This is a genomic window from Arenibacter sp. S6351L (assembly GCF_023016025.1).
GTDB lineage: Bacteria > Bacteroidota > Bacteroidia > Flavobacteriales > Flavobacteriaceae > Arenibacter > Arenibacter algicola_B.
The window spans coordinates 135,578-160,740 of the sequence record NZ_JALKBB010000008.1 but is presented as its reverse complement, the minus strand read 5'-3'; the positions used below and the strand labels follow the sequence as shown (position 1 = coordinate 160,740).

The window sequence follows — 25,163 nt, the reverse complement described above, 5'->3', positions numbered from 1 at the left end:
CTAGTTGTCATGAATTCTACCTCTGGAATTATCCTTGCCATTTCCTTGATCATTATTATGTTCGGAATGGGCCTATCATTGACCCTTTCCGATTTTAAGAGAGTGGTAACCTATCCAAAGGCTATGATCATAGGTCTTATCTGCCAGATGTTGTTGTTACCAATGATAGGATATTTTATTGCCATTTCCCTCAGCTTGTCCCCGACTACTGCTATCGGCATTATGTTATTGGCGGCCTGCCCTGGCGGACCAACCTCTAATATGCTGACCTATTTGGCCAAAGGTGATTTGGCCCTGTCCGTTTCCCTAACGGCTGTATCCAGTATAATTTCCATTTTAACCATTCCTTTCATTGTTCAATTTGCAATGGAAGAATTCTCCAATGAGAGTATGGCCATTTCAGTCGATGCTATAACCATGATAAAACAATTATTGGTCATTGTGATCATACCGGTAGGAATTGGCATGCTAATAAAAAGTAAATTTGAAGCCTTTGCGAACAAGATGGAGAAACCTGTAAAAATAGCTTCTGCCATCATATTTGTGTTGGTAATCATTGGGGTGACCATTAGCGTCAAGGATGTTTTTATGAGCTACTTAAATGAGGCAGGGCTACCGGCCATACTGCTCAATGTGAGTACCATGACCTTAGGATTTTTAATGGCAGTACTTTTTAAACTAACAAGACCACAGGCTATAAGTATATCCATTGAAACGGGAATCCAAAATGGAACCCTGGCAATAACATTGGCCACAATTGCCTTGAACAATGCCGAATACTCTATTGTGCCTGCCATTTACGGCTTATTAATGTTCGTTACGGCCACTGTAATTATTTTTATCAGGAAACCACTTGGGATAAAAGATGGATTAAGCCTGGAAAAAGACTCGGCCAATTAATCCTGACAAACAGAAGATGGAAAAAAATCTATTTATTGTTATCCTTGTTTTATTCATCTTTTTTGTCATTTCCTTTCTTAGCCTTATTCCAGGTCCCCTGGCGAACAGCAAAACAATAAATCTGAAAAATTTTTTGGGCAACAATAAAAAATCCAAACCTTAAGGATAATCATTTATGGCCGCTAGAATAGTGTTTTTTTTATGGATGGTTTTATTGTTTGTTGGCTGTAAACCGAACCAATACGATCCTTCAGTGCCGCCCAAAGGTTTTGCAAATAACATCAGCCTTAAAGTAGCCTACACGCTAGGAGCCATTGAGCCAACCCTTACCAAGGTAGCAATACCGGAAAGCATCCTAGAACATAAGGATCTAGTCTATAAGACCATCGACAGCACATCATTAAAGCTGGACATCTACCATCCTAAAGCCTTAAAAAAAGAGGCTCCCCTTATTATTTTCATACATGGCGGTGCTTGGGAGAAAGGAAAGAAAAGCAATGTTTTACACTATTTAATCAGTTATGCCCAGAAGGGATACATAACAGCAACAATACAATACAGATTAAGCGGAGTGGCAAAGTACCCTGCCCAGCTCCTTGATGTTTCGGATGCTGTACAATGGCTGAAATCACATGCCAAGGAATACAACATCAATGTTCAAAAAATAGCTATAGCTGGTGGTTCTGCTGGGGCACATTTGGCCATGCAGTACGCCTATACCAATTCTTCCAATTCAGTGGATGACAATGGCATACCCACCAATGTACAGGCCGTAATAAATATTTACGGGCCTTCCGATCTAACGACCGAGATTGCAAAAAAGGAAAAACGGGTACATCGATTATTTGGAAAAACCTATGAAGAAGCCCCGGAAATGTACAAAAAGGCTTCACCTATTGCGTATGTAAATAAAAACTCCCCTCCTACCATTTCCTTTCACGGCACTTTGGATGAACTGGTTCCCTATGGGCAATCCAAAAAACTCCATGAAACCCTAAAAGCGTTTGGGGTGCCCAGTTACTATCATGAATTACAGGGTTGGCCACATGCCATGGACCTTTCAGCAAAGGTGTTCTCATACATTCAATATCATACAGATATATTCTTGGAAAAACATTTAAAATTATGATTAAAAATATATTCATACCCATAGTTTCACTAGCCTTATTATTGGGCTGTAAGGCAAAACAATATGATGTCTCCGTACCCCCAAAAGGATACTCCAGCAATACTACCCTTAAAATAGCCTATGCAACCGGGGCATTAAAAATAATAGAAACCGACTTCCCCATTCCAGAAGATATAGAGGAATACAAAGATGTAGTCTATAAGACTTTGGACTCCACTCAACTCAAATTGGATATTTACCATGCTAAAGCGATCAAAAAGGATGCTCCATTAATTATTTTTATTCACGGCGGAGCTTGGAAAAAAGGTGACAAACACGATTATTTAGCCTATTTGATTAGTTATGCAAGGAAAGGATATATCACGGCTACCGTACAATATAGATTAAGCAGTGTTGCCAAATATCCTGCCCAGCTTCATGATGTAGAAGATGCGGTAAGGTGGTTAAAATCAAATGCAGACCAGTACCATATAAACCCCTACAAAGTAGCGATGGTAGGCGGTTCCGCCGGGGGACATCTGGCCTTAATGAACGCCTATTCCAATACACAGGAAGATGTGGATGAAAAAGGAATATCCGCCGCAGTGCAGGCAGTTGTCAATTTTTACGGCCCTTCCAACCTAACCGATGAAACGGCTATCAATGCCTCTTCGGTTCAATATTTAATAGGCAAATCCTACGAGGAGGCCCCTGAACTGTATAAAAAGGCCTCTCCCTTATTTTTAATTTCAAAAAACATTCCACCGACCATAACATTCCAAGGTACTTTGGACGAATTAGTGCCCTATGAACAATCGGACATATTACATGCCACCCTACAAGAAGCAGGTGCCATTTCGTATTACCACAAACTAAAAGGGTGGCCACATACCATGGATGCGTCGGTAAAAGTGAATGCTTATTGCCAATACCACATGGATCGGTTTTTTGAAAAATACATCCCATTAAATTAAAATATAGGAAGACCTATGAAGTTGCTTAAAAAAATAGCGAAAATCACTGTCATTGCCATTGGAATGGCAATATGCCTAGTGCTTATTGCTATTTTTATTGCTCGCTATAAGTACAACGGTATTGTAAAGGCAACTCCAAAGAACCAAACAGAAAACTCAAGCCCGGGAGAATTAGGTAAATATGTAAATACCTTTATTGGTACCGGAGGCTTCCCCTATTGGGTATGTGGATTTAACTTTCCGGGCGCCACTGTTCCTTTCGGTATGGTACGCCTAAGTCCCGAAACCATGTCTTTCTATAATAACACCAAAGATTTTAGTACTTCAGGATATTACTATGGGGACAACAAAATACTTGGCTTTAGCCATACCCGTTTGGCCGGGACCGGTGCTACCGATGGAGGACATTTTCTATTTACACCAACAACTACCGCCAGTGATAAAATTGATTTCCAATTGGATTATGCACATAAATTTTCCCATAACGATGAAATCGCTTTTCCGGGTTATTACCGTGTAGCATTAAAAAAAGAGGGCATTGTTGCCGAGCTTACGGCAACAGAACGTAGTGGCCATCACCAATATACCTTTCCAAAAGAAGGCAACAGGAATTTGCTTGTCCACATTACCAATACCACTGGAAACCATCGAGCAAAGGAAGGATTTGTCAACATACTTCCCAAGAAAAATGAAATTGAAGGTTCGGTTAGGACATTTGGAAGCTTTGCAAGTAGGTTCGGGGGAGTGCAGGTATACTTCGTGGCTAAATTTGACCAACCATTTTCCGACTATGGCATCTGGGATGGACAAACATTGCACAAAAAAGGGCTTAGTAAAAAAAGTGATAGTCTAAAAATTTATCTCGGATTTGCCCAGGAAAGTATTAATGCCAAAGTTGGTATTTCGCATGTAAGTATTGAAAATGCCCGTTTAAACCTGGAGACAGAAGCGGGCCATCTTAATTTTGCCGAAATACTCCAAATGGCCAAGGACAAATGGGAAAGAAAACTGGCTTTAATTAAGATCGAAGGCGGCTCCTTGGAGGAAAAAAAAGTCTTTTACAGTGCCTTATATCGCAGTTTTCAAATGCCTACCATCTTTAATGATGTAAATGGGGAATATAAAGGATTTGACAAAAAAATACACCAAACTACCGATTTCAACTACTACACGGATTTATCCTTATGGGACACTTTCCGCACCGTCCATCCATTATTCAATCTAATAGCCAAGGATGAGCAAAGGGACATGTTGGTCTCCTTAGTGGAAATGTCCAAACAAGGAGGCAGCCTGCCCCGTTGGCCCTCGGGATACGGATATAGCAACTCCATGCTGGGTTCCCCTGCAGACATGGTCATTGCAGAATCTTACCTAAAGGGCATACGTAATTTTGATGTGCACCTTGCTTATAAAAAAATGAGACAAGTGGCCCTGGAACCCATTCCGAAAGACAGTTCCGCTGCTGGCCGGGAAGAGATAGACGGATACATTACCTACGGCTATTGCCCTACGGAATTTGGGGATGAAGCCGTAAGCAAGACCTTGGAATATGCCTGGGCCGACCATTCTATAAGTCTTTTGGCCAAAGAACTACAACTCCTTGAAGACCAAGCTCTTTTTGAAAGTCATTCCAAATTTTATAAAAATGTATGGAATCCCGACACTCAATATTTTCAACCCAGACATAAGGATGGACGATTTGTGGAAAAATTTAAGCCCTTGCAACTTACTTATACGGATTGGGACGATGAGTATACCAAAGATTATACCGAGGGAAGTGCCCTGCAATGGCGGTGGGCCGTACCCTATGATACAAAAGGTTTGGTATCCCTTTTTAAGGACAAAGATTATTTTGTGAGTGAACTGAACAACTTTTTCGCCAAAGCCGATCCAAAAAAGGCTACCTGGACCCCAGGCTCCTACTACTGGCATGGAAATGAACCGGACATCCATGCGGCCTATCTTTTCAATGCCGTGGATAGGCCCGACTTGACCCAAAAATGGGTTCGTTGGATCCTGGACAATAAATACGATAATTCCTATGTGGGCATAGACGGCAATGATGATGCCGGTACCTTATCCGCCTGGTATATTTTTAGTTCCCTTGGTTTTTATCCTATTGCCGGAACGGACATTTATCAATTGGGCGCTCCATTATTTAAGAATGCTGTTCTCCAAATGGGCGTAAATCAATTGACCATTAACACGGAAAACTATGACCCCAATAATATCTATGTAAAAAAAGTACTGCTAAACAGTCGGCCCTTGGACCGCACCTGGATAAGGCACGAAGAAATTGCCAATGGGGGCCAACTAACTTTTGTCATGGCCAAAGAGCCACACTTTTTAATTAATCAACAATCATCTAAATCTACCTTATGAGACTTTTATTTTTATTGTGTACCTTGTTAGTCGTATCGTGTAAAGGAAAAATGGAAAAATTACCGGACGTAGTTCCATTGGACCATCCTGCCATTGTGGAACAAGAATTTATTTATGAATTGGAAGACGCGCTTACCCCGGAATGCCATGCCTCCACAGTAGAAGTAAGCAATGGGACCGTAATAGCCTCTTGGTTTGGTGGTACCAAAGAAAAAAATGATGATGTTGGCATTTGGGTATCCCGAAAGACTGGTAGTTCTTGGTCTACCCCAATAGAAGTAGTGAATGGCGTGCAGGAAGATGGCAGTAGATACCCATGTTGGAACCCGGTATTATTTAAACCAAAAGATCAACCACTATTTTTATTTTACAAGGTAGGACCAAGTCCTACCGAATGGTGGGGACTATACATGACATCCAATGATGATGGAAAAACCTGGTCCAAGCCGGTAAATCTACCAGAGGGTATATTAGGCCCCATTAAAAACCAACCCATACAATTGGCAAGTGGTGAAATTCTCTCTCCATCCAGCACAGAAGATGATGAGGCAGGTTGGCAGGTACACTTGGAGCTAAGTTCTGACAACGGAAAGACTTGGTCCAAAACCCAACCCCTTAATGACGGGAAAGAGTTAGGTGCTATACAGCCCGTGGTCCTGAATTATGGAAACGGAAAATTACAGCTTTTGAGCAGAACTGAAAATGAGGTCATTGCCGAGAATTGGTCTACCGACTACGGAAACACCTGGAGCAAAATGAAAGCCACCGCTTTGCCCAATCCAAATTCTGGCATTGACGGGGTAAGTCTTAAAGATGGGCGCCAATTATTAGTTTACAATCCCACTGGTAAAAATTGGGGAGATCGCGTGCCTTTGAGCTTGGCCCTGTCCAATGACGGGAAGAAATGGAAACGCGTTCTGGACTTGGAACCCTTAAGGAAAAACACGGATAAGGAAGGGGAAGAATATTCCTATCCAACCATGATACAAGCTCCCGATGGGAAAGTTCATATTGTATATACTTGGAACAGAAAAACGGTAAAATATATCGTTTTAGATCCTCAAAAACTTAATTAAGAACAATAATGGGAAAATGGTTACGGGTATTGCTTAAATTTTTTGGAGTGCTGATAGTACTCTTGGTTATTCTTTTCTTTTTTGCAACCAGCACTATAGATACCACGCCATATTTTGAAACGGCGTATTATAGGAATACTATTGAAAATATAGAGGAGGCTGTCAAAAATAAATCAGAGGCCAAAGGCGAGCTGCTTGCTGGATTCGCAAGGACAAATATCACCCCAAAAATCATAAACGATAATCCCGACCCCGCAAAAGGCGAATTCAACAATATAAAAATGGCAGGATATGGTAGCGGCAAAATTGCGACCAGTGTTCACGATTCCATTTTTGCCAAAGCAATCGCAATTGAAGTAGATAGTGAAACCGTTGTTTTGATCAATGCCGACCTGGTGGCAATACCGGAAGACGTTGTCAATAAGGTTATCGACAACCTAAAGGGGAAAATATCCAGGAAACAGCTTTATTTCGGGGCTACCCACACCCATTCCAGCATTGGCAATTGTATGCCAGGTTATGTGGGCAAAAGTTTTGGTGGGGAATATAAACCAGAGGTAGTAGAATGGCTAGGTCAAAAGTTTTCCGCACTTATTTTACAGGCCTTGGCAGACAAACAGCCCGCCCAATTTTCTTCAGGATATGTTAAAGTTCCCAATTTGGTTAGAAATAGAATCATAGGTGAGTCTGGGCGACTTAATGACAAACTAGATCTTTTGTCCTTTATTCAGGAAAATGGCAAAAAGGCTACTATTGGCGCATTTTCCGCACATGCTACCGTAATAGGTACCGACAACGAACAATATACCGGAGATTACCCAGGGTACTTTCAACGCCATTTGGAAGAAAATGGCGTTGATTTGGCCCTATTCTTTGCCGGTACGGTAGGAAGTCATTCCAACAAAGGAATAGGAGATAAATTTGAAAAAGCGAAATACATTGGGGAAACCCTTGCCGATTCGGCCAGATCGGCCTTGAACAAAATGGAATATCTCCCCATTGTGGAATTGACCGCCATATCTTCAGAAATAGAAATCCCGAAGTTGCAATTTCTTTACATATCGGACCGCTTACGACTTTCCCCTTACCTTGGAAGTAAACTTATGCCAAAATCGAACCCTATCCAGGTACAAGGCCTTAAACTAAACAACCTCATTTGGCTTGCCCTGCCTTATGAATTAAGTGGGGAATACGGTTTGGATTTAAAAAATGCTCTGGAACTTCAGGGGTACAATTCCGTACTCAGCAGTTTTAATGGACAATATCTAGGCTATATTGTACCACAAAAATATTATTATTTTGACACCTATGAAGCCCGGTTAATGGGATGGTACGGCCCAAGTATGGGCGATTACCTAATGGAGCTCAATTTTAAAATGGCCAATGAATTAACGCATACGAAGCTATAAAACTATAAACAATGAAAACTTTAAAAAAGTGGTTGAAAATAATTGGGATATTTATCCTTTTACTACTGTTGGTAGGGGCATCCGTAGTAGTGTACAATTGGCGTGATCGCCATCCTGATTATTCCATCGATCTTAAAATAGAAAACAAAACCCCACAACCCATAACAGCAGGATTTTCCAAAAAACCCATTACCCCTACCATTGTGGATACTTGGAACGATGCCAATGGAAACAACAAATACAGCAAGGATGAAGGTGACACCTATAACGACAACAATAACAACGGGAAATTTGATGCGTATTGGATAGCGGGGATGAGCAATGCCAAACCTGCCCAGGGAGTGCATGATGATGTCTGGTCCCGGGTAATGGTAATCGATGATGGCGATACAAGGATAGCCATGATTTCTATGGACGCCATTGGTTTTTTACATGGCGATGTAATCGACATCAGAAAACGGATACCAGCCGAACTGGGAATAGATTACACCTTATTATCCTCTACCCATACCCACGAGAGCAATGATCTTGTGGGCATCTGGGGTGAAAATATCTTCAATTCCGGAGTAAATCCAGAAATGATGGAATATGTAAAATCCCAAACCGTTGCAGCTATTACAGAGGCCGCCAACAATTTGCGTCCGGCTAAATTAGTTTTTGCCGAAGACCTTTCCGGTGAAGATGGCAAACTCATTAAGGACACCCGAAAACCTATTGTTAAGGCCACTGGAATACATTTAATGCAGGTCCTGGATGCCGAAAACAATTCAACAATGGGAACGCTTATAAATTGGGCCAACCACCCTGAAACACTTTGGTCACAAAATTTATTGATCAGCTCGGATTTCCCACATTATATACGGGAAGCCATGGAAAATGGAGTATACAACGGAGAGGAACAGGTAGAAGAAGGACTTGGTGGAGTGGCCATATATTTTTCGGGAGCCATTGGCGGACTAATGGCACCGCATCCCTCCTTGGGCATTCAAGATCCTTTTACCGGAGAAGAATATTTTGAACCCACTTTTGAAAAAACCAAGGCGCTTGGCGATCAAATTGCACTGATGTCCTTGGCGGCCCTAAAACAAAAAGGAGATACCTTGACCAATTCCAATATTTCGCTGAGGGCGAAAACTATATTGGCACCATTGGACAATACTACATTTAAGATTGCCAGTGGTATTGGCCTGATCAAGATGGGTATGCCGGAATATTTTAAATCCAGAACCGAAGTAGGCGCCATTCGCATAGGCCCCGCCCTATTCCTAAGTATCCCTGGGGAAATATACCCAGAAATTGTATATGGTGGCATAGAAGCTCCCGAAGGGCGTGAGTTTGACATACAGCCTATGGAGATACCACCACTTCAGGAATTGATTCCCGACAAGTACAAGTTTTATTTAGGCCTTTCCAATGATGAAATTGGATACATTATACCTAAAAGTGAATGGGATACCGGAAAACCGTATCTCTACAATGATGAAGGCGACACCTATGGGGAAGAAAATTCCTTGGGCCCAGAAACAGGACCAATCATTTATAAGGCTTTAACAGAGGTAATCAAGGATTTGGACTAACATAAGGAATTAAACACCCTTCAATAAATTTAACCCGTTGGGACCCATTTTTTAATCAAATTCCTATAACTTTAAGGTTCTGTTACCTCCAGCACCTTATTACATGTACACCGTCATTGATATAGAAACTACCGGAAACGGAATAAAAGGAAATAAGATTACCGAAATCTCCATTTTCAAATTCGACGGTCATGAAATCATTGATGAATATACTTCCCTGGTAAACCCTGAATGTGAAATTCCCTACTTTATTACGGGATTGACGGGAATCGACAATAATTTGGTACGCAATGCCCCCACTTGGGACGAAATAGCTTCGAAGGTATTGGAAATAACGCAGGATACTATATTTGTTGCCCATAGCGTAAATTTTGACTACAACGTCATCAAAAATGAATTTCAGAATATCGGAATTAATTTTTCCCGCAAAAAATTATGCACGGTACGATTGTCCAGAAAACTTATCCCTGGCCTAAACTCCTATAGTTTGGGAAAATTATGCAGCTCTTTGAATATCCCTTTAACGGACCGCCATAGAGCGAAAGGGGATGCCCAGGCCACGGTAATTCTATTTAAAAAACTACTAAGGGCCGATGGGGCCGAAAAGGTATTTAAAACCTTTCTTAATGCACGCTCGCAAGAAGCCACATTACCACCATCGTTATCCAAGGAAATCTTTGAAAGATTGCCCAATTCCCCTGGTATTTATTACTTTAAAGACGCCAAGGGAACAATAATTTATGTGGGCAAAGCCGTTAATATCAAAAAGCGGGTACTAGGGCATTTTTATGACAAGGCCAACAAAGAAATTTTAATGTGCAAGGCCACGCACGACATTGATTTTGAATTATCCGGGAACGAGCTAATTGCCCTTTTAATGGAATCCGCCGCGATTAAAAAACATTTCCCTCTTTATAATCAAAGTCAGAAACGCACTTCTACAGAATATGCCATTTTTTCCTATGAAGATAGAAACGGAATACAACACTTGGCATACAACAAATTAAAATTGACACCCAACCCCATATCCACTTTTAATACCATAACCGACTGCAGGCTATTTTTGGAGGAATTATGCAAGAACTACGGTTTATGTCCTAAATTCTGTCATTTACAGGAAAACATTAGCAGCTGCTCCCATTACAGTATTACCAATTGCAAAGGAATATGCAGGGGAACGGAATCGCCCATGGACTATAATGACAAAGTAAAAAGCGCCATTGAGGCATTGATGGACAAAAACCAAAATTTAGTAATCAAGGAAAAAGGTAGACACGCAAAAGAAGAAGCCTTTGTGTTGGTTCTCAACAACAAATACAAGGGCTATGGATTCCTGCCACGACACGAGCAGATAGATAATATTGAGGCCTTGGAAAATTTTTTGGAACTCCAAAAAGAAAATATGGATACCAAACGGATCCTGTCATGGTATTTAAGAAAATACCCGAACAGGGCCATTTCTTTTACCCCTCTTTCTATTTGAAGAAATGGGCTGGATTTTTCACACAAGTGAAATACCCAGCCTATTTTTTCTTACCACTGTTCATCAACATCAATACGGCGGTAACCAGACCGACACAAACAGCGCCAAAAACAGAAATCATTATAATTCCGTTGCTCCAATTTACTAAAGGTAAGTATTGTAAAATCATAGGTACTTATTTTGGATTCAGTAGGCTAAAATATATACATACAGCACTATAAAATATGATAAATGTCACTTTTAAAGCGTAGTTGGACAAACATAATCGGTTACCTTATAGCCAGAATCTTTTATTTGATCAAAGCCTCCACCTATATCCACTAGGTTATGTATGCCCCTACTTTTTAAAATGGATGCCGCTATAACCGACCTATATCCTCCTGCACAATGCACGTAAAAAGTATCCTCCTTGGGAAATTCGGCCATATGGTCATTTAAAAAATCCAAAGGAGTGTTGTTTGCATTTTCCATATGCTCGGAAAGATATTCCGATTCTTTCCTAACATCAAAAACAGGAACTTCTTTATTATCGAGAGTATCTTTCAAGTCCTTGGCGGAAATGGAAGTAATGGTATCATATTCCTTTCCTGAATTTTTCCAAGCCTTGAAGCTTCCCTTTAAATAACCTATCGTGGCATCAAAGCCAACCCTGGATAATCTTATAATTGCTTCTTCCTCCCTACCTTCCGGGGCCACGAGTAAGATAGACTGCTTGGTATCGGCAATAAGAGCCCCTACCCATGGGGCAAAACTGCCATCCAACCCTATAAATATAGATCTCGGAACAAATCCCTTTACAAATTCGTCCTGATGCCTTACATCCAAAATTACCGCGTCCGTAGCATTGGCAGCTTCTTCAAATGCATCGGGTGACAAGGCGGTAGTACCCCTTTCCAATACTTCCCCTATATCCTCATAACCCTCTTTGTTCATCTTTACGTTGAGCGGAAAGTATTTTGGAGGTGGTAATAATCCTTCCGTAACCTCCTTAACAAATTCTTCCTTGGTCATATTGGCACGTAGGGCGTAATTCATTTTCTTTTGATTGCCCAAGGTATCCACGGTTTCCTTCATCATATTCTTTCCACAGGCCGAACCAGCACCATGTGCGGGATAAACCACCACATCATCTGCCAAAGGCATAATTTTGTTTCTAAGGCTGTGAAACAATAGCCTGGCCAAATCCTCTTGGGTCATATTGGCCGCCTTCTGAGCCAAATCTGGCCTACCTACATCACCTAAAAATAGGGTATCCCCAGAAAATATAGCATAATCCTTACCCTTTTCATCCCTTAACAAATAAGTGGTACTTTCCATGGTATGCCCAGGGGTATGCAATGCCTTGATAGTGATATTCCCAAGCTTAAATTCCTGACCATCTTTGGCTATTATGGCGTCAAAAGAAGGATTGGCCGTGGGACCATACACTATAGGGGCACCTGTTTCTTTGGACAGGGTAATATGCCCACTGACAAAATCAGCGTGAAAATGCGTTTCAAAAATATATTTAATAGTAGCTTTATCCGCTTTGGCCCGCTTTATATATGGTTCAACCTCACGTAAGGGGTCAATAATGGCAACTTCTCCATTACTTTCTATATAATACGCACCCTGTGCTAAACATCCTGTATAAATCTGTTCTATTTTCATCTGTATAAATTTATTGATTTTTAATAAGCCATCCCGATAACTATCTGGAGCAATTCACCTTAAAATATTTCCTTAGGTACCAAAAACTGTTATGGCTCATTTAATACTCTTATTTTTATTATGGGGTGATTAAAAATTAATCAAAATATTTTTAAACTAAAAATCACCTTTACAAAGGTAAATAATATAGACCTCCCCGAATGCAACATTAGTTACTTTGATTCTGATGGGCCACCCTCTCCCTAAGCAAGGGAATGGTATTGGGATCATCATGGTAAGCTACAGCTTCCTTTATCTTGACAAAAAGATATTCTTTATGTAGACAGTTGATAATACCGCTCCTAAATATTATGTCTCGAATGGGTCCCGTAGCGCCGGCGATATAAAACTCGATGTTCCGGTTGTGGATTTCCTCAATAACATTGATCAACATGGCCGATGCGCTAGCATCTATATAATTAATGGCTTCAGCATTTAAAATCACGGCTTTCAAAGAACGGCCTTTGACATTTATAAACTTGAAAAGTTCACTTTTAAAATAGCCGGAATTTCCAAAATAAAGTTGGGAATCGAACCTTACGATCAACAGGTCCGGACGAACTTCGGCCTCATCACCAAAACGACTAATATTTTTATAATAATCGGACCCCTTTATATTTCCCAAAACTGCAAAATGAGGTTTGGAAGTCCTGTATACCATCAGAAGCAGGGATAATAACACCCCTATCAAAATTCCCTCTACAATGCCAACGGCCAGGGTAATTAAAAAAGTTATCAATAGAACCAGAAACTCATCCTTACTTTGGTTCCATAATTTTTTGGGATAGGAAAGATCTATTAATCCAAAAACAGAAACCATAATAATGGAGGCCAGTGCCGCCTTTGGCAAATAATAAAACAATGGTGTAAGAAATAATAGTGTCAGAGCTACCATGACAACACTTATCACCGAGGCTACTGTAGTCCTGGCACCCGATTCGTAATTTATTGCCGAACGGGAAAAACTTGCGGTAACCGAATAGGACTGAAAAAATGAACCTACCATATTTGAAGCTCCCAATGCTATCAACTCTTGGTTGGGGTCTATGGTCTCTACTTTGTCTTTTTCTTCAAATGCCCTGCCAATGGAAATAGCCTCCAAATATCCGACCAATGCCAATGTTAAGGCAATAGGCCATATTTGGCTAATTTTTTCCATGCTAAAACTATGAATTTTAAAAGATGGCAGGCCTACAGGCACTTCTCCTACGACTTGGACATCAAAGGCTTCCATATTAAAAAAGTAAACCACCAAGGTACTTAGCACAACAACCAATAATATGGCCGGAAATCTTTCAAACCATTTTTTAAATGATACAATGATCAGAATTCCTATTATCCCAATCGAAAAATCATAAATATTGGTTTCCGATAAGTGCCGAAATGCATTAATAACCAGTTCGTGAAATTTATTGCTGTTAATGATATCCGCTCCCAACAAGTGTTTTAATTGACTAAAAATAATGATTACGGCCGCGGCAGAGGTAAATCCACTAATTACAGGTCTTGACATAAAATTTACCAGAAAGCCCATACGTAAAAAACCAAATATCAACTGAAATGCCCCTACCATAAAAGACAGGAACAATGCCATTAGAATATAGTTTTGCACTCCTGATATGGCCAGGGTCCCCAATCCAGCAGCCACCAAAAGCGAATCCATGGCCACGGGCCCTACGGCAATTTGCCTGGAAGTACCCAAAAAGGCATAGGTCAAAATGGGGAACAAGGAGGCATATAAACCATAAACCGGAGGTAGTCCGGCAATCATAGCGTAGGCCATACCCTGGGGAATTAAAATTATACCCACAGTTATCCCCGCCACCAAATCTTTTCCAAAAAGGTTTTTGTTATATTTTGGAAGCCAATCCAAGAAAGGTAAAAATCTCCTCATTCACCAAATTTAGTATTAAATACCTTATTCCTCTGTAACGAAGGTTACAGAATTTTAGCCTTTACACACATTACTTCAATTGAAGTTGGTACTAATAAACATTAAATATTTTATCTTGTGCTCTCAATTCAAATAAATCCTTAAAATATGCAAAAGATCGCTTCGATCATAAGTTGTCTTATAGCAGCTTTAATTCTTTGCCAGTGCAGCACAGTAAAATCTGTTTCAGAAGAAAAAAATGACGGTTGGATTTCCATGTTCAATGGTAAGGACATAAACGATTGGACCACCAAAATTCACCATTATGAAGTTGGGGACAATTATGGCGACACCTTTAGGGTAGAAGATAGTATCATAAAAGTACGCTATGACAAATATGAGGGCGATTTTAATGAACGGTATGGCCACCTATATTACAACACCCCCTACTCCTATTATCATTTAGTGGTAGAGTATCGTTTTGTAGGGGAATTGCACCCAGGAGCCCCAAGTTACACCATAAAAAATAGTGGGGTAATGTTCCATTCCCAAGATCCTAGGACCATGCCCAAGGAGCAAGATTGGCCCATTTCTGTAGAAATGCAGTTTTTGGCCGGATTGGAAGAAGGAAAATCACGGCCCACCGGAAACATGTGTTCCCCGGGAACCGATGTGGTATACGAAGGTAAAATTGACCCGAGACACTGTATCAATTCCACTTCCAAGACCTATTTCGGAGATCAATGGGTACGCGCCGAGGCCATTGTTTTGGGAGATTCCATTGTGACCCATATTGTAAATGGGGAGGAGGTACTGCAATACACAAAACCACAAATAGGAGGCGGTGTTGCCAACAGATATGATCCGGCCATGAAGATCGACGGTAAATTATTAAAGGAAGGTTTTATAGCCTTACAGGCGGAGGGACAGCCCATAGACTTTAGAAAAGTAGAATTAAAAAACCTCAAGGGCTGTATGGATCCCAAAGCGTCCAATTATCGTAAATATTACATAAAATCCGATCCGGAGGATTGTAAATACAACTAATTACCGCGTAACAACCAACTATTGAATATTTCCGCCCACAGGCAATCCACTAGGGACCTTTTCGGGGATTTCCTTGTCAAAATTTTCATCGTTAAGGGTATTTAAAAAAGAAATAATCAAGGACATATCCTTAACACTGAGTTGAAGCTCCTTTACAAACGGATCGAACATTTCCTTGGATACCGACGGATTCCGTGTTTTCCCAAAAGAAATATCCTCATAGAATTCCAGCACCTGTTTTAAATTTTGAAAGGCACCATTGTGCATATAGGGCGCAGTAAAACGCAGATTCCTAAGGGAAGCGGTCCTAAACGCGAAACTTTCCTGGAATCCACTATCAGGTTCTGGAACCTTCTTGTTTTCGGGTACTCCCAGTACGTGCAACTTATAATCGGAAAACATGGGCCCGTTATGGCAATTGATACAACCTACCGATTTAAACAGTTCCAAGCCTTCTTTTTCTGAGTGGGATATGGCGTTTACATCTCCTGCCATATATTGATCAAAACGGGAATTATTAGCAACTAGGGTTCTTTCAAAAGAGGCAATGGCCATTCCAATATGAATACTGTCTATTGGTGCATCTTCTCCGAAAGCCTCCGCAAAAAGATTTTTGTATTCAGGAATGGATTCTAGTCTTGCTGCCACTTCAGTCAAAATTTGAGACTGTAAAAAATGGACACCCTTCATTTCCTCCAAGGTCTTAATGGGCTCCAATGCCTGTTTTTCCAAACTTTTTACACGGTCGTCCCAAAACATGGGAGCATTTTCAGGATCATAATCATCCTTCCCGTGTATTCCATTATATGCCGTGTTCAAAATTGTGGGGGAATTGCGCTTCATTTGGGGAATTTCGTTGGGTTCCTTAAATGCCCTTTTACTTCCCAACCCCTGACCATTTGCACCAATGGATAAATCCAGGAACTCGGCATATCCGGTAGCTGGATGATGACAACTGGCACAGGCAATATCCTTACCGCCCGAAAGAATGGGGTCATAGAATAGAAGTTTCCCCAAAAGTTCCTTCTCTTTGGAATTTGGATTTCCTATCGGCGTTTTTATAATCTTAGGCAGGGCGGCAACCTTGGCAATCTCCTTGGGCCGGGGTATATCTATCTCCCCTTTCTTGGTAGGATTGCCACAGCCCGCTATTATTACGGACAGTGCTATGATATACTTACTAAAACCGATCTTCATAAATCCTTACTTTTACCAAGACAAGTTTAACACTTAAACTTCTCAATAACAAGTACTAAACACAAAAAAAACTATAGATCCAACACCTTTATTTGATTTCGATAAAGCTCTATCTTACCTTCATTTTCCATTTTTTTCAATAGCCGGGATACTACCACCCTTGAAGTGTGAAGGTCGTAGGCTATTTCTTGATGGGTAGCGTACAATACATCATCATGGGTTACTTTGGCCTTATCCTGCAAGTGTTTCAATAACCGCTCATCCATTCTTAGAAAAGCTAGCGTATCTATGGTCTCCATAAGTTCCATCATACGGGCATTATAACTGTCCAATATAAACCTCTGCCATGATTTGTATTTCCCCATCCATGTCTCCAGGTAACTCACCGGGATCATCAATAATTCGGTATCCGTTTCGGCCACAGCCCTAATGCCACTTGTTTTATTGCCCATACAACAGGAAAAAGTCATAGCGCAAGTATCCCCTTTTTCAACGAAATACAACAACAGTTCATTGCCATCATCATCTTCCCTTAATACCTTAATAGCTCCACTTAGCAATAAAGGCATGGACTTAATATTATCACCGATTTCCATTAAAGTTTGGCCTTGACTAACTTTTTTATAGCTACCTACCGTCCTGATTTCCTCTAATAACTCTGGTTCAAAAAGATAACCATAATGTAATTGTAATGCTTCTGTCATTCTTATTGTATCAAATGTTAGGTTGAATAATTACGGAAAAAATCTTTTCAGACGTATTTACAGCCTGAAATCCATTATGTAAATCCTCCTGGTTTACCGCATAGGGATAAAAGGAAATTGGTTCTATACACAGCATATTGGGTACCTCTGTCCACAACATAAAATTCCCAAAACCTTCCGTTTTTATACTAAGCTTCCCATTATCCATTAAGGTAACGGAATTACAGTCCATAACCGCTAAGGCCCTACTGCCCGCATCCAGTACCTCTTGTAGGGCAATGGTACCATCAGAGGTTCTTATGGAAACATTTTCCGAATATAGTTTAAATGCAGGATGATATCCCAACATAAAGGGCATTCCTTCTTCACCGGTTATATTGAATTGAATTTTTATTCCGTTTTCTAAAACCTGAAAGGACTTTGTAAATTCGAAATTATAGGGCCATGACAAATATTCCTCGGTAGATTTGGAGGGATATTTAGAGTTCTTAATTGGGGTACCGGAAACATACTGTTTCCTAAAGACAGCTTTGGTATCTGTTTGGGAAACAATCTGGTAGGCCATTTCCCTCAATAAACCGTGTTGATCCTGCACAGCCACACCCTTGGGGGTCGTGACCCTAAAATTTGCCTTATTGGTCGGTCCTATTATGGGAAACATTTCTGTATCCGAGTTTCGCCATCCTGGGCTACCTTTTTGGTGAATAAACTCGTGGCCGGCAAGGGTGTAGCCTACCAATTCCCCTTTATCTATTTTCACTATTTGATCATGTAGTTTTAGTTTCACCATCTACTTTTACTTTTTAGGAGGGAAGTTATCACTTTGTTATTGATTCAAGACTTAAAAAAAAATTACAAAATTCTATTCGAACTGTATGGCCTTTACCGGAGAAATTTTAGTTATTATATAGGATGGCAGTAGCAACATCAACAAACATAAAATTAAAACACCAATATTGAGCAACACTACCGTCATCACATCAAGGTGTACAGGAATATAATCTATATAATACTCCTTGGGGTTGGGAAATTTGAACATACGGAATTTGTACTGTAATCCTATAATGCCCAAACCTATGATATTGCCCAACAAGAGTCCTACACCTATTAAATAGGTGGCATTATATAAAAATATCTTCCGTATACTCCAATTGGACGACCCCAGGGCCTTTAAGATACCAATCATTTGGGTCCGCTCCAATATTAAAACGAGCAGGGCGGTTATCATATTGATACCTCCAACGATAACCATTATACCAATGATCAAGGCTATATTAAAATCGAAAAGACCAAGCCATTCGAAAATCCTGTAATACTTGTCCTTTATGGTCTGCGTATCGAGATTGGACAAGGTCTTCCCATAAATTTCCTTGGCCTTATTGTCCATTTCATCAAAATCATCAACAAAAATCTCAAAATTCCCCACTTCATTATCGGCCCATTTATTCATATGTTGAATATGGCGCAGATCTATAAAAATATAGGAGCCATCCAGCTCTTCAAAACCACTGTCGTAAATACCTGTTACGGTAAATTTCCTTTGATTGGGCATTTTGGATGCATCGTCCTCCTTAAAGAAAATGGCAACGAAGGAATCCCCGGTTTTCAAATTTAAACGTTTGGATAAAACCTGGGATATCAATGTTTCACTATTAATTTCCCCCTCAAAATTGGGCAGGGCGCCATCCACCAAAAACTCTTTAAAAACATCCCAATTATAATCTGCCCCAACACCTTTGGCCAAAATACCTTCAAAAGTCTCTTCGGTTCTAATTATTCCGGCCTTGGTAGCTACTCCCTGAATATGTTGTATACCGCTGACAGATTTAAATTCCGGATAAAACTCCTGATCAAGGGAAACAGGCACCATGGACACATCAGAGGTGTTGTTGTCGTAGTTATATATCTGGATGTGGCCGTTAAAGGCTGCTATCTTTTCCCGTATTTTATGTTTTAGACCAACCCCCGTAGAAATAGCCACCAACATCATTATCACCCCCAATGCAATTGCTGCAATAGCTATTTTTATTATTGGTGCAGATATACTAATTTTATGCTCTTTACCTGTAACAAGGCGTTTGGCAATAAAAAATTCTAAATTCAATTTATGGCAGTTTTTTCCATTTTCAAAAATACAGTTTTATTATTGTTTTTTACACTTTCTTCTTGCGGAAACCACACCAAAACGCACAATAAGGAGCTTAATTCCGTAGTTGAACAGGATACCCTTGCTACTGACCTGCCTATAATCATTGCAGCCAACAGAACTGGAACTTATTTACCATTGTTAAAAGGAAAAAGAGTTGGAATTGTGGCCAATCAGACCAGTGTTATCTTCAAGGGCACCCAACCTCTAACCTACACCCATATTGTGGATTCCCTATTGGCGCATAGTATAGATATCCAACAAGTATTTGCTCCCGAACACGGGTTTCGGGGAGAAGCCGATGCCGGGGAAAAGGTAAGCGACGGAAAGGACGAAAAAACCGGACTTCCCATAATTTCGCTATATGGAAAAAACCGAAAGCCTTCCAAAGAACAATTGCAGCATATTGATGTTATACTGTTCGACATACAGGATGTAGGGGTACGTTTCTATACCTATATTGCTACCATGCAATTGGTTATGGAGGCTTGTGCAGAAAACAATATTCCCATAATTGTATTGGACAGGCCTAACCCAAACGGGCATTACGTGGATGGTCCTACCATGGAAACCGAACACAGAGGCTTTTTGGGAATGACCAATATTCCCTTGGTATATGGCCTGACCATTGGGGAGTATGCCAATATGATCAACAAAGAAGGATGGTTGGAAAACAAAGTTGTAGCGGACCTGACCGTAATCCCGATGGAAAATTACAATCATCATAAAGATTATATATTGCCCATTAGGCCCTCCCCCAACCTTCCCAACAACACCTCTATTTATCTCTACCCCAGTTTGGGATTATTTGAAGGGACCAATATAAATGCAGGTCGTGGAACGGAGTTTCAGTTTCAACGTTACGGCGCCTCCTTTATGGACAGTACCAAATACAATTTCAAATATACCCCTGCTCCGAATTTTGGATCCAAAGACCCAAAACAGAATGGCAAAATATGTTATGGCAAGGACCTATCGGAGACCCCTAAAATGAATACTGTGAATTTGGATTATATATTGGATGCATACAAAAACACCAAGGACAAGAGCTTGTTTTTTAACACAAGTGGCTTTACCAAGCATGCCGGTACTAAAGACTTACAAAGACAGATTGAAGCCGGACTTTCCCAGGAGGAAATAAAGAAAACCTGGCAAGAAGATATTGATCAATTCCAGAAAATAAGGGCCAAATATCTAATTTACAATTGACCAGTGGATTTTACATCCATTTTTTCCGGGGATTTATACGGTTTAAACGGAATTTTCAATAAAGCCCCTATATCAGAATTTTCCTTTTCATTGGGGTAGGTATCCACGCCATAAACAATTTCACTATTTGGCAATTTCATAAAGGTTCCAAGAAGTCTATCCCAAATGGAGAATATATTGCCATAATTACTGTCCGTATAGGGTAATTTATAATGGTGGTGTACTTTGTGCATATCTGGAGAAACAATGACCCAACTCAACACCTCATCCACCTTTTTGGGCAGTGAAATATTGGCATGGTTAAATTGTGACAAAACAACCGAAAGGGCCTGATATATCATAATGATGGCAACCGGTGCCCCTACCACAAAAGTGCCGAAACAAGTAAACACAAAACGTACCACGCTTTCTCCCGGATGGTGCCGGTTGGCAGTCGTAGTATCTACTTCATGATCTGTATGATGAATTAAATGAAAGCCCCAAAGCACCTTTACCTTATGCTCTACCCAATGGGCCAACCAGGCACTAAGAAAGTCCAGCATCATTACACCCAACACCACCTTTAGCCATAATGGCATAACAGGCAACCATTGTAACACCCCAAAATTATTTGCTATGGCCCAATCACTGGTTTTCAGCAATAAAAAGGCCAATGGAAAATTTACAAGGATAGTAGTCAGGGTAAAAAAAATATTGATGCCAGCATGTCTCAGCTTACTATACTTTAACTGGAATAGGGGAATAACATACTCCAATATCCAAAAAAAGGCAATCCCAGAAACCAATATGATACTTCGGTGTGCGGGAGGGATAGTTTCAAAATAATTGTAAATGGCTTCCATAGTCTAAATTTACAAAATAGTTGTAGTTATATAATTACCGGACAAAAAGTAATTTGTTAGTTACCTATTGGAAATCAGGGCCTATTTTTGAATTTAGCTACTTTAACTTAATTATTTTCTTCATTTCTTCCACTATATTATACGCCGCCGGACAAATAGCTACATTCTTTAAGGTAAGATTACTTATTTGCTGAAATTTTTTCCTGTCAGTATGCGGAAATTCACGGCAAGCCTTGGGCCTAACCTCATAAATGGAACAGTAATTATCTGCTCCTAAAAAAGTACAGGGAACACTTTGTAGCACATAATCATTATCCTCGTCCATCCTCAAAAATTGATCGATAAATTTCTGGGGCTTCATTCGAAAATGTTTGGCTATACGCTCTATATCGGTATTGGTAAACAGGGGACCTGTAGTCTTGCAACAATTGGCACATTTTAAACAATCGGTTTTCCTAAACTCCGCCTCGTGCAGGTCCTGCATGATATAGTCCAAATCCTTTGGTGGTTTTTTCCGAAGTTTACCAAAGAATTTCTTATTCTCACTATGTTTTTCCTGTGCCAGCTTGGGAAGTTGCTTTATTACCTCATCCATTATGGAATAAACTTTTAAAAGTTGGTTAAAAGTCCCACATTTGCATGTAAATAACAAATTTAAATGGCTAAGGACATTCTGGGCAAGGCGCTTTTGGATTACCAATCCGGTAATTATTCTGAAGACATCAAGACCTATTCGTCATTGGATGAGGAGGATATAATACCCATCCCCTACCTATTTAGGGACTTTAAAAAAATGCCCTACCTGGAACAAAAAGCCTTAAAGCTCTGCAAGGGCAATATCCTGGATATTGGCTGTGGAGCAGGCAGCCACAGCCTCTATTTACAAAAAAAGGGCCTAACGGTTACAGCCCTGGACCAATCTCCTGGAGCCATTGAAACCTGTAAACTAAGGGGCATAGAACATACTGTATTACAAGGTATACAGGATTTTGAACTTCAAAAATACGATACCCTTTTGATGCTCATGAACGGGATTGGGATAGTTGGGAAATTAAAGAACATAGACCTGTTCTTTACACACTTAAAATCGCTCTTAAAACCTAAGGGCCAGATACTCCTGGATTCGAGCGATATTATTTATATGTACGATGAAGATGAGGATGGGGGTTATTGGATTCCAGATGACCAAAATTACTACGGGGAAGTCACCTTTGAAATGGAATATCAAGGCGAGAAAAGCGAGCCCTTGGATTGGCTATATTTGGATTATAACACTTTGCAACGTGCGGCAAATGCAAATAACTTAGCTTGTGAGCTTGTAAGCAAAGGAAAACATTACGACTATTTAGCCAAACTTACCGTAATAGGGTAATACCACGTAATATTTGTCGTTATCTAAAAAGAGACTGTCCTTTAATAAAAACTGACAATAATGAAGAAATTATCATTAGTGCTTTTGTTGGCCCTTACCTTGTTCCTAGGTTGTTCCAAGGACTCCAACGAAAGCGATACCGTAAAGGTCGATAAAACGGCCAACCTAAAAGGACCTGGCGATAGTGCCAATGATCTGCTCTCTGACGCCAATTTTAAAAACTTGGTAATCGAAATTGGTTATGTAACAAATTTTGCGCCTACAGAAACGGCCGTTTCCAATTTTATAGACTTACTGAACGAGCGTTCCTACAAAGATAACATAAGCATTATTTACAAGGAATTGGAATCCCCAAAAAAGGATAGCCTATCCATTGACGAAATATTTGATTTGGAAAAAGAAAATAGAACTGTGTACAACAATGGTGACACCTTAGGACTTTATATTTATTTTACCGATGCAACTGCCAGCGATGACAATCCCGATGAGGACCTGGTAACCCTTGGCGCCGTTTACCGCAATACTTCTATGGTTATTTACGAAGCTACCATTAGAAATTTGGCCTCAAGGAGTTCATTGATCAGCACTTCTACCGTGGAAACAGCCACTTTAAACCACGAGGCAGGACATTTGTTTGGATTGGTAAACTTAGGTACAGAGTCTGTAAACGAACATGAAGACCCTGATGCCAAAAGTCATTGTAGCGAACAGAATTGCCTTATGCGCGCAGAACTCCAATTTGGATGGGGGATGGCCAAAATGTTAACGGCCAAAAACGGGGCAATCCCAAGTTTTGGTACCGAGTGCCTGATAGATCTACAAGCCAATGGAGGCAAATAATTTTAAAACGAAAACCTATTATAAACAAATGAAAAAAATAATTACCACCACAAACGCACCTGCCCCAATAGGGCCATACAACCAAGCAGTACTAGCAGGAAACACCCTGTATATCTCAGGGCAAATTCCTATAGACCCAAAAACTGGGGATTTGGTATCAGGAGATATTAAAAAGGAAACCGAGCAATCCATGCAAAATTTAAAAGCCATTCTTACCGAGGCAGGAATGACTTTTGAAAATGTTGTTAAATCATCGATTTTTGTAAAGGATATGCACCAGTTTTCACAAATAAATGAAGTATATGGCGCCTATTTTGATGCGGATACCGCTCCAGCAAGGGAAACTGTTGAAGTTGCCAATCTTCCCAAATTTGTAAACGTTGAAATATCTATGATAGCTATTAAATAGAGCTTTTGTGAAATTCAACCAGACCTTCAATGGGTCTTTGCCTTATAACACCTAGGATCAGATCGTTTCTTTCTACTACTGTAGCCAGTTCTTCACGTAAGTAATATGCGATACTGCCAACAAAACTAACGGGTACCTTTGTGGCCAATTCAAACTGCATAATGTAGTTGTTCACAAACTGCTGAAAGCCTTTATCTATTACCCCTCTGCAATAGGGGTGGTTTTTATTTTCTACAATAAATCTGGCAAAAGTGGCCAAATAGGTGTTTGGATTGGGTTGTTTGTAAAGATTTTCCTTGATTACATCGGCATCCAAATTGTATTCCTTTGCAAACTTGGTAGCCAAATCCATTGGAATTTTATTAAAGTAATAGTCCCTTATCAATTTCCTTCCAAAAAAGTTACCACTACCATCATCCATAGGGATATACCCCAAAGAGGTAACCTTTTGATGCAATTTCTCACCGTCATAATAGCTGCAATTGGAACCCGTACCTAAAATACAAACTATTCCATGCTGCCCTATTTTTGTTGTGGCAAATATGGCCGCATAGGTATCTTCCTTTACCTCTGCCTTGGCATTGGGAAAAAAATCATTAAAAATCTCTGTTAAAAACTTCTTCATTCTATCGGTACCACAACCGGCACCGTAAAAATACAAGTGGGTAACTTCCTCCCTATTCTTAGAAAGTTCAAAATTATTGGCCAAACGGTCTTCGATCACAGGACGCGTCAATACTTCAGGACTCAATCCTAAAGTTTGGGTCATGAACAATTGGTTGCCTTTATTATCCAAAGCAATCCAATCCGATTTTGTTGCACCACTATCTACAATCAATATCATATAACAAGATTATTAATAAAGAATCCTGAAAATAAACAAAATATTGCTTAATCTCAGGATTCTTTTAATTATTACCCAATAA

The 25,163-nt window shown here is 40.1% G+C and carries 22 protein-coding genes and 1 pseudogene; 13 read left to right on the top strand and 10 right to left on the bottom strand.

Translation table 11 applies throughout. The features are described from left to right. Positions 1-9: 9 nt before the first annotated feature. The 8 genes from MWU82_RS09110 to MWU82_RS09075 all read left to right on the top strand — a co-directional run bounded on the left by MWU82_RS09110 (position 10) and on the right by MWU82_RS09075 (position 10,909). A complete protein-coding gene (locus tag MWU82_RS09110) occupies positions 10-900 on the top strand; it encodes a bile acid:sodium symporter family protein (protein WP_215945932.1) in 891 nt (296 codons plus the stop codon). 175 nt (positions 901-1,075) lie between these two features. Continuing rightward, positions 1,076-2,029 (top strand): alpha/beta hydrolase, encoded by a 954-nt coding sequence (locus MWU82_RS09105; RefSeq protein WP_247096160.1) that lies wholly within the window; start codon positions 1,076-1,078, stop codon positions 2,027-2,029. Continuing rightward, positions 2,026-2,982 (top strand): alpha/beta hydrolase, encoded by a 957-nt coding sequence (locus MWU82_RS09100; RefSeq protein ID WP_247096159.1) that lies wholly within the window; start codon positions 2,026-2,028, stop codon positions 2,980-2,982. The genes MWU82_RS09105 and MWU82_RS09100 overlap by 4 nt, the downstream gene beginning before the upstream one ends. Positions 2,983-2,997: 15 nt before the next feature. After that, on the top strand, positions 2,998-5,364 hold the full coding sequence (locus tag MWU82_RS09095; RefSeq protein WP_247096158.1) for a GH92 family glycosyl hydrolase: 2,367 nt from the start codon (positions 2,998-3,000) through the stop codon (positions 5,362-5,364). Beyond that, entirely contained in the window at positions 5,361-6,440 is a 1,080-nt protein-coding gene (locus MWU82_RS09090; RefSeq protein WP_247096157.1) for a sialidase family protein, read from the top strand. Before MWU82_RS09095 ends, MWU82_RS09090 begins: the two co-directional genes overlap by 4 nt. 8 nt (positions 6,441-6,448) lie before the next feature. Next, on the top strand, positions 6,449-7,849 hold the full coding sequence (locus MWU82_RS09085) for a neutral/alkaline non-lysosomal ceramidase N-terminal domain-containing protein (RefSeq protein ID WP_247096156.1): 1,401 nt from the start codon (positions 6,449-6,451) through the stop codon (positions 7,847-7,849). An 11-nt stretch (positions 7,850-7,860) separates the two neighbouring features. Further along, positions 7,861-9,426 (top strand): hypothetical protein, encoded by a 1,566-nt coding sequence (locus MWU82_RS09080; RefSeq protein WP_247096155.1) that lies wholly within the window; start codon positions 7,861-7,863, stop codon positions 9,424-9,426. A 103-nt stretch (positions 9,427-9,529) separates the two neighbouring features. Beyond that, positions 9,530-10,909, top strand: coding sequence for an exonuclease domain-containing protein (locus tag MWU82_RS09075; protein ID WP_247096154.1), 1,380 nt, complete (start codon positions 9,530-9,532; stop codon positions 10,907-10,909). 40 nt (positions 10,910-10,949) lie between these two features. Here the strand turns inward: MWU82_RS09075 and MWU82_RS24250 are convergent, their stop codons facing one another. From MWU82_RS24250 to sulP, 3 genes are all read right to left on the bottom strand, one after another. Further along, a complete protein-coding gene (locus MWU82_RS24250) occupies positions 10,950-11,078 on the bottom strand; it encodes a hypothetical protein (RefSeq protein ID WP_262482703.1) in 129 nt (42 codons plus the stop codon). Between the two features lie 71 nt (positions 11,079-11,149). After that, a complete protein-coding gene (locus MWU82_RS09070) occupies positions 11,150-12,559 on the bottom strand; it encodes an MBL fold metallo-hydrolase (protein WP_247096153.1) in 1,410 nt (469 codons plus the stop codon). Positions 12,560-12,767: 208 nt separating this feature from the next. Beyond that, positions 12,768-14,492, bottom strand: coding sequence for a sulfate permease (gene sulP / locus MWU82_RS09065; protein ID WP_247096152.1), 1,725 nt, complete (start codon positions 14,490-14,492; stop codon positions 12,768-12,770). A gap of 147 nt (positions 14,493-14,639) precedes the next feature. Here sulP and MWU82_RS09060 point away from each other — a divergent pair, with 147 nt between their 5' ends. Beyond that, entirely contained in the window at positions 14,640-15,518 is an 879-nt protein-coding gene (locus tag MWU82_RS09060; RefSeq protein ID WP_247096151.1) for a DUF1080 domain-containing protein, read from the top strand. Between the two features lie 18 nt (positions 15,519-15,536). On the opposite strand, the gene MWU82_RS09055 is transcribed toward MWU82_RS09060, so the two are convergent. The 4 genes from MWU82_RS09055 to MWU82_RS09040 form a co-directional block, all read right to left on the bottom strand. Continuing rightward, a complete protein-coding gene (locus tag MWU82_RS09055; RefSeq protein WP_247096150.1) occupies positions 15,537-16,715 on the bottom strand; it encodes a cytochrome-c peroxidase in 1,179 nt (392 codons plus the stop codon). Between the two features lie 71 nt (positions 16,716-16,786). Further along, complete coding sequence (locus MWU82_RS09050) at positions 16,787-17,419, bottom strand: Crp/Fnr family transcriptional regulator (RefSeq protein ID WP_247096149.1); 633 nt, start codon at positions 17,417-17,419, stop codon at positions 16,787-16,789. Positions 17,420-17,429: 10 nt separating this feature from the next. Beyond that, positions 17,430-18,209 carry an aldose 1-epimerase gene (locus MWU82_RS09045; protein WP_247096148.1) on the bottom strand — a complete coding sequence of 260 codons (780 nt, stop codon included), beginning with the start codon at positions 18,207-18,209 and terminating at the stop codon, positions 17,430-17,432. Positions 18,210-18,281: 72 nt separating this feature from the next. Next, positions 18,282-19,523: an FtsX-like permease family protein gene (locus MWU82_RS09040; RefSeq protein WP_215945946.1), complete on the bottom strand. Its 1,242-nt coding sequence runs from the start codon at positions 19,521-19,523 to the stop codon at positions 18,282-18,284. On the opposite strand from MWU82_RS09040, the pseudogene MWU82_RS09035 reads away from it, so the two are divergent. Beyond that, positions 19,504-20,774, top strand: a pseudogene (locus MWU82_RS09035) (DUF1343 domain-containing protein). The gene MWU82_RS09040 and the pseudogene MWU82_RS09035 overlap by 20 nt on opposite strands. Here MWU82_RS09035 and MWU82_RS09030 read toward each other — a convergent pair. Further along, the gene (locus MWU82_RS09030; RefSeq protein WP_215945948.1) at positions 20,765-21,616 is read right to left on the bottom strand and encodes a sterol desaturase family protein; all 852 of its coding nucleotides are present in this window, start codon (positions 21,614-21,616) and stop codon (positions 20,765-20,767) included. The pseudogene MWU82_RS09035 and the gene MWU82_RS09030 sit on opposite strands and share 10 nt — an antisense overlap. Positions 21,617-21,713: 97 nt before the next feature. Continuing rightward, positions 21,714-22,211, bottom strand: a complete 498-nt coding sequence (locus MWU82_RS09025) for a YkgJ family cysteine cluster protein (RefSeq protein ID WP_247096147.1) — start codon at positions 22,209-22,211, stop codon at positions 21,714-21,716. Positions 22,212-22,274: 63 nt separating this feature from the next. Between MWU82_RS09025 and MWU82_RS09020 the strand changes: the two genes are divergently transcribed. From MWU82_RS09020 to MWU82_RS09010, 3 genes are read left to right on the top strand one after another with little or no spacing between them, the layout of a single operon-like run. Then, positions 22,275-22,988 carry a class I SAM-dependent methyltransferase gene (locus tag MWU82_RS09020; protein ID WP_247096146.1) on the top strand — a complete coding sequence of 238 codons (714 nt, stop codon included), beginning with the start codon at positions 22,275-22,277 and terminating at the stop codon, positions 22,986-22,988. 60 nt (positions 22,989-23,048) lie between these two features. Further along, the gene (locus MWU82_RS09015; RefSeq protein WP_215945951.1) at positions 23,049-23,828 is read left to right on the top strand and encodes a hypothetical protein; all 780 of its coding nucleotides are present in this window, start codon (positions 23,049-23,051) and stop codon (positions 23,826-23,828) included. Between the two features lie 28 nt (positions 23,829-23,856). Next, a complete protein-coding gene (locus tag MWU82_RS09010; protein WP_072863548.1) occupies positions 23,857-24,237 on the top strand; it encodes a RidA family protein in 381 nt (126 codons plus the stop codon). On the opposite strand, the gene MWU82_RS09005 is transcribed toward MWU82_RS09010, so the two are convergent. Continuing rightward, positions 24,230-25,081 carry an N-acetylglucosamine kinase gene (locus tag MWU82_RS09005; RefSeq protein WP_215945952.1) on the bottom strand — a complete coding sequence of 284 codons (852 nt, stop codon included), beginning with the start codon at positions 25,079-25,081 and terminating at the stop codon, positions 24,230-24,232. The two genes, MWU82_RS09010 and MWU82_RS09005, sit on opposite strands and share 8 nt — an antisense overlap. Positions 25,082-25,163: the final 82 nt, after the last annotated feature.

Excerpts from the sequence above, each read along its gene's own strand:
- MWU82_RS09110 (WP_215945932.1), top strand. The coding sequence starts at position 10 with ATGAATTCTACCTCTGGAATTATCCTTGCCATTTCCTTGATCATTATT.
- MWU82_RS09105 (WP_247096160.1), top strand. The coding sequence starts at position 1,076 with ATGGCCGCTAGAATAGTGTTTTTTTTATGGATGGTTTTATTGTTTGTT.
- MWU82_RS09100 (WP_247096159.1), top strand. The coding sequence starts at position 2,026 with ATGATTAAAAATATATTCATACCCATAGTTTCACTAGCCTTATTATTG.
- MWU82_RS09095 (WP_247096158.1), top strand. The coding sequence starts at position 2,998 with ATGAAGTTGCTTAAAAAAATAGCGAAAATCACTGTCATTGCCATTGGA.
- MWU82_RS09090 (WP_247096157.1), top strand. The coding sequence starts at position 5,361 with ATGAGACTTTTATTTTTATTGTGTACCTTGTTAGTCGTATCGTGTAAA.
- MWU82_RS09085 (WP_247096156.1), top strand. The coding sequence starts at position 6,449 with ATGGGAAAATGGTTACGGGTATTGCTTAAATTTTTTGGAGTGCTGATA.
- MWU82_RS09080 (WP_247096155.1), top strand. The coding sequence starts at position 7,861 with ATGAAAACTTTAAAAAAGTGGTTGAAAATAATTGGGATATTTATCCTT.
- MWU82_RS09075 (WP_247096154.1), top strand. The coding sequence starts at position 9,530 with ATGTACACCGTCATTGATATAGAAACTACCGGAAACGGAATAAAAGGA.
- MWU82_RS24250 (WP_262482703.1), bottom strand. The coding sequence starts at position 11,078 with ATGATTTTACAATACTTACCTTTAGTAAATTGGAGCAACGGAATTATA.
- MWU82_RS09070 (WP_247096153.1), bottom strand. The coding sequence starts at position 12,559 with ATGAAAATAGAACAGATTTATACAGGATGTTTAGCACAGGGTGCGTAT.
- sulP (WP_247096152.1), bottom strand. The coding sequence starts at position 14,492 with ATGAGGAGATTTTTACCTTTCTTGGATTGGCTTCCAAAATATAACAAA.
- MWU82_RS09060 (WP_247096151.1), top strand. The coding sequence starts at position 14,640 with ATGCAAAAGATCGCTTCGATCATAAGTTGTCTTATAGCAGCTTTAATT.
- MWU82_RS09055 (WP_247096150.1), bottom strand. The coding sequence starts at position 16,715 with ATGAAGATCGGTTTTAGTAAGTATATCATAGCACTGTCCGTAATAATA.
- MWU82_RS09050 (WP_247096149.1), bottom strand. The coding sequence starts at position 17,419 with ATGACAGAAGCATTACAATTACATTATGGTTATCTTTTTGAACCAGAG.
- MWU82_RS09045 (WP_247096148.1), bottom strand. The coding sequence starts at position 18,209 with ATGGTGAAACTAAAACTACATGATCAAATAGTGAAAATAGATAAAGGG.
- MWU82_RS09030 (WP_215945948.1), bottom strand. The coding sequence starts at position 21,616 with ATGGAAGCCATTTACAATTATTTTGAAACTATCCCTCCCGCACACCGA.
- MWU82_RS09025 (WP_247096147.1), bottom strand. The coding sequence starts at position 22,211 with ATGGATGAGGTAATAAAGCAACTTCCCAAGCTGGCACAGGAAAAACAT.
- MWU82_RS09020 (WP_247096146.1), top strand. The coding sequence starts at position 22,275 with ATGGCTAAGGACATTCTGGGCAAGGCGCTTTTGGATTACCAATCCGGT.
- MWU82_RS09015 (WP_215945951.1), top strand. The coding sequence starts at position 23,049 with ATGAAGAAATTATCATTAGTGCTTTTGTTGGCCCTTACCTTGTTCCTA.
- MWU82_RS09010 (WP_072863548.1), top strand. The coding sequence starts at position 23,857 with ATGAAAAAAATAATTACCACCACAAACGCACCTGCCCCAATAGGGCCA.
- MWU82_RS09005 (WP_215945952.1), bottom strand. The coding sequence starts at position 25,081 with ATGATATTGATTGTAGATAGTGGTGCAACAAAATCGGATTGGATTGCT.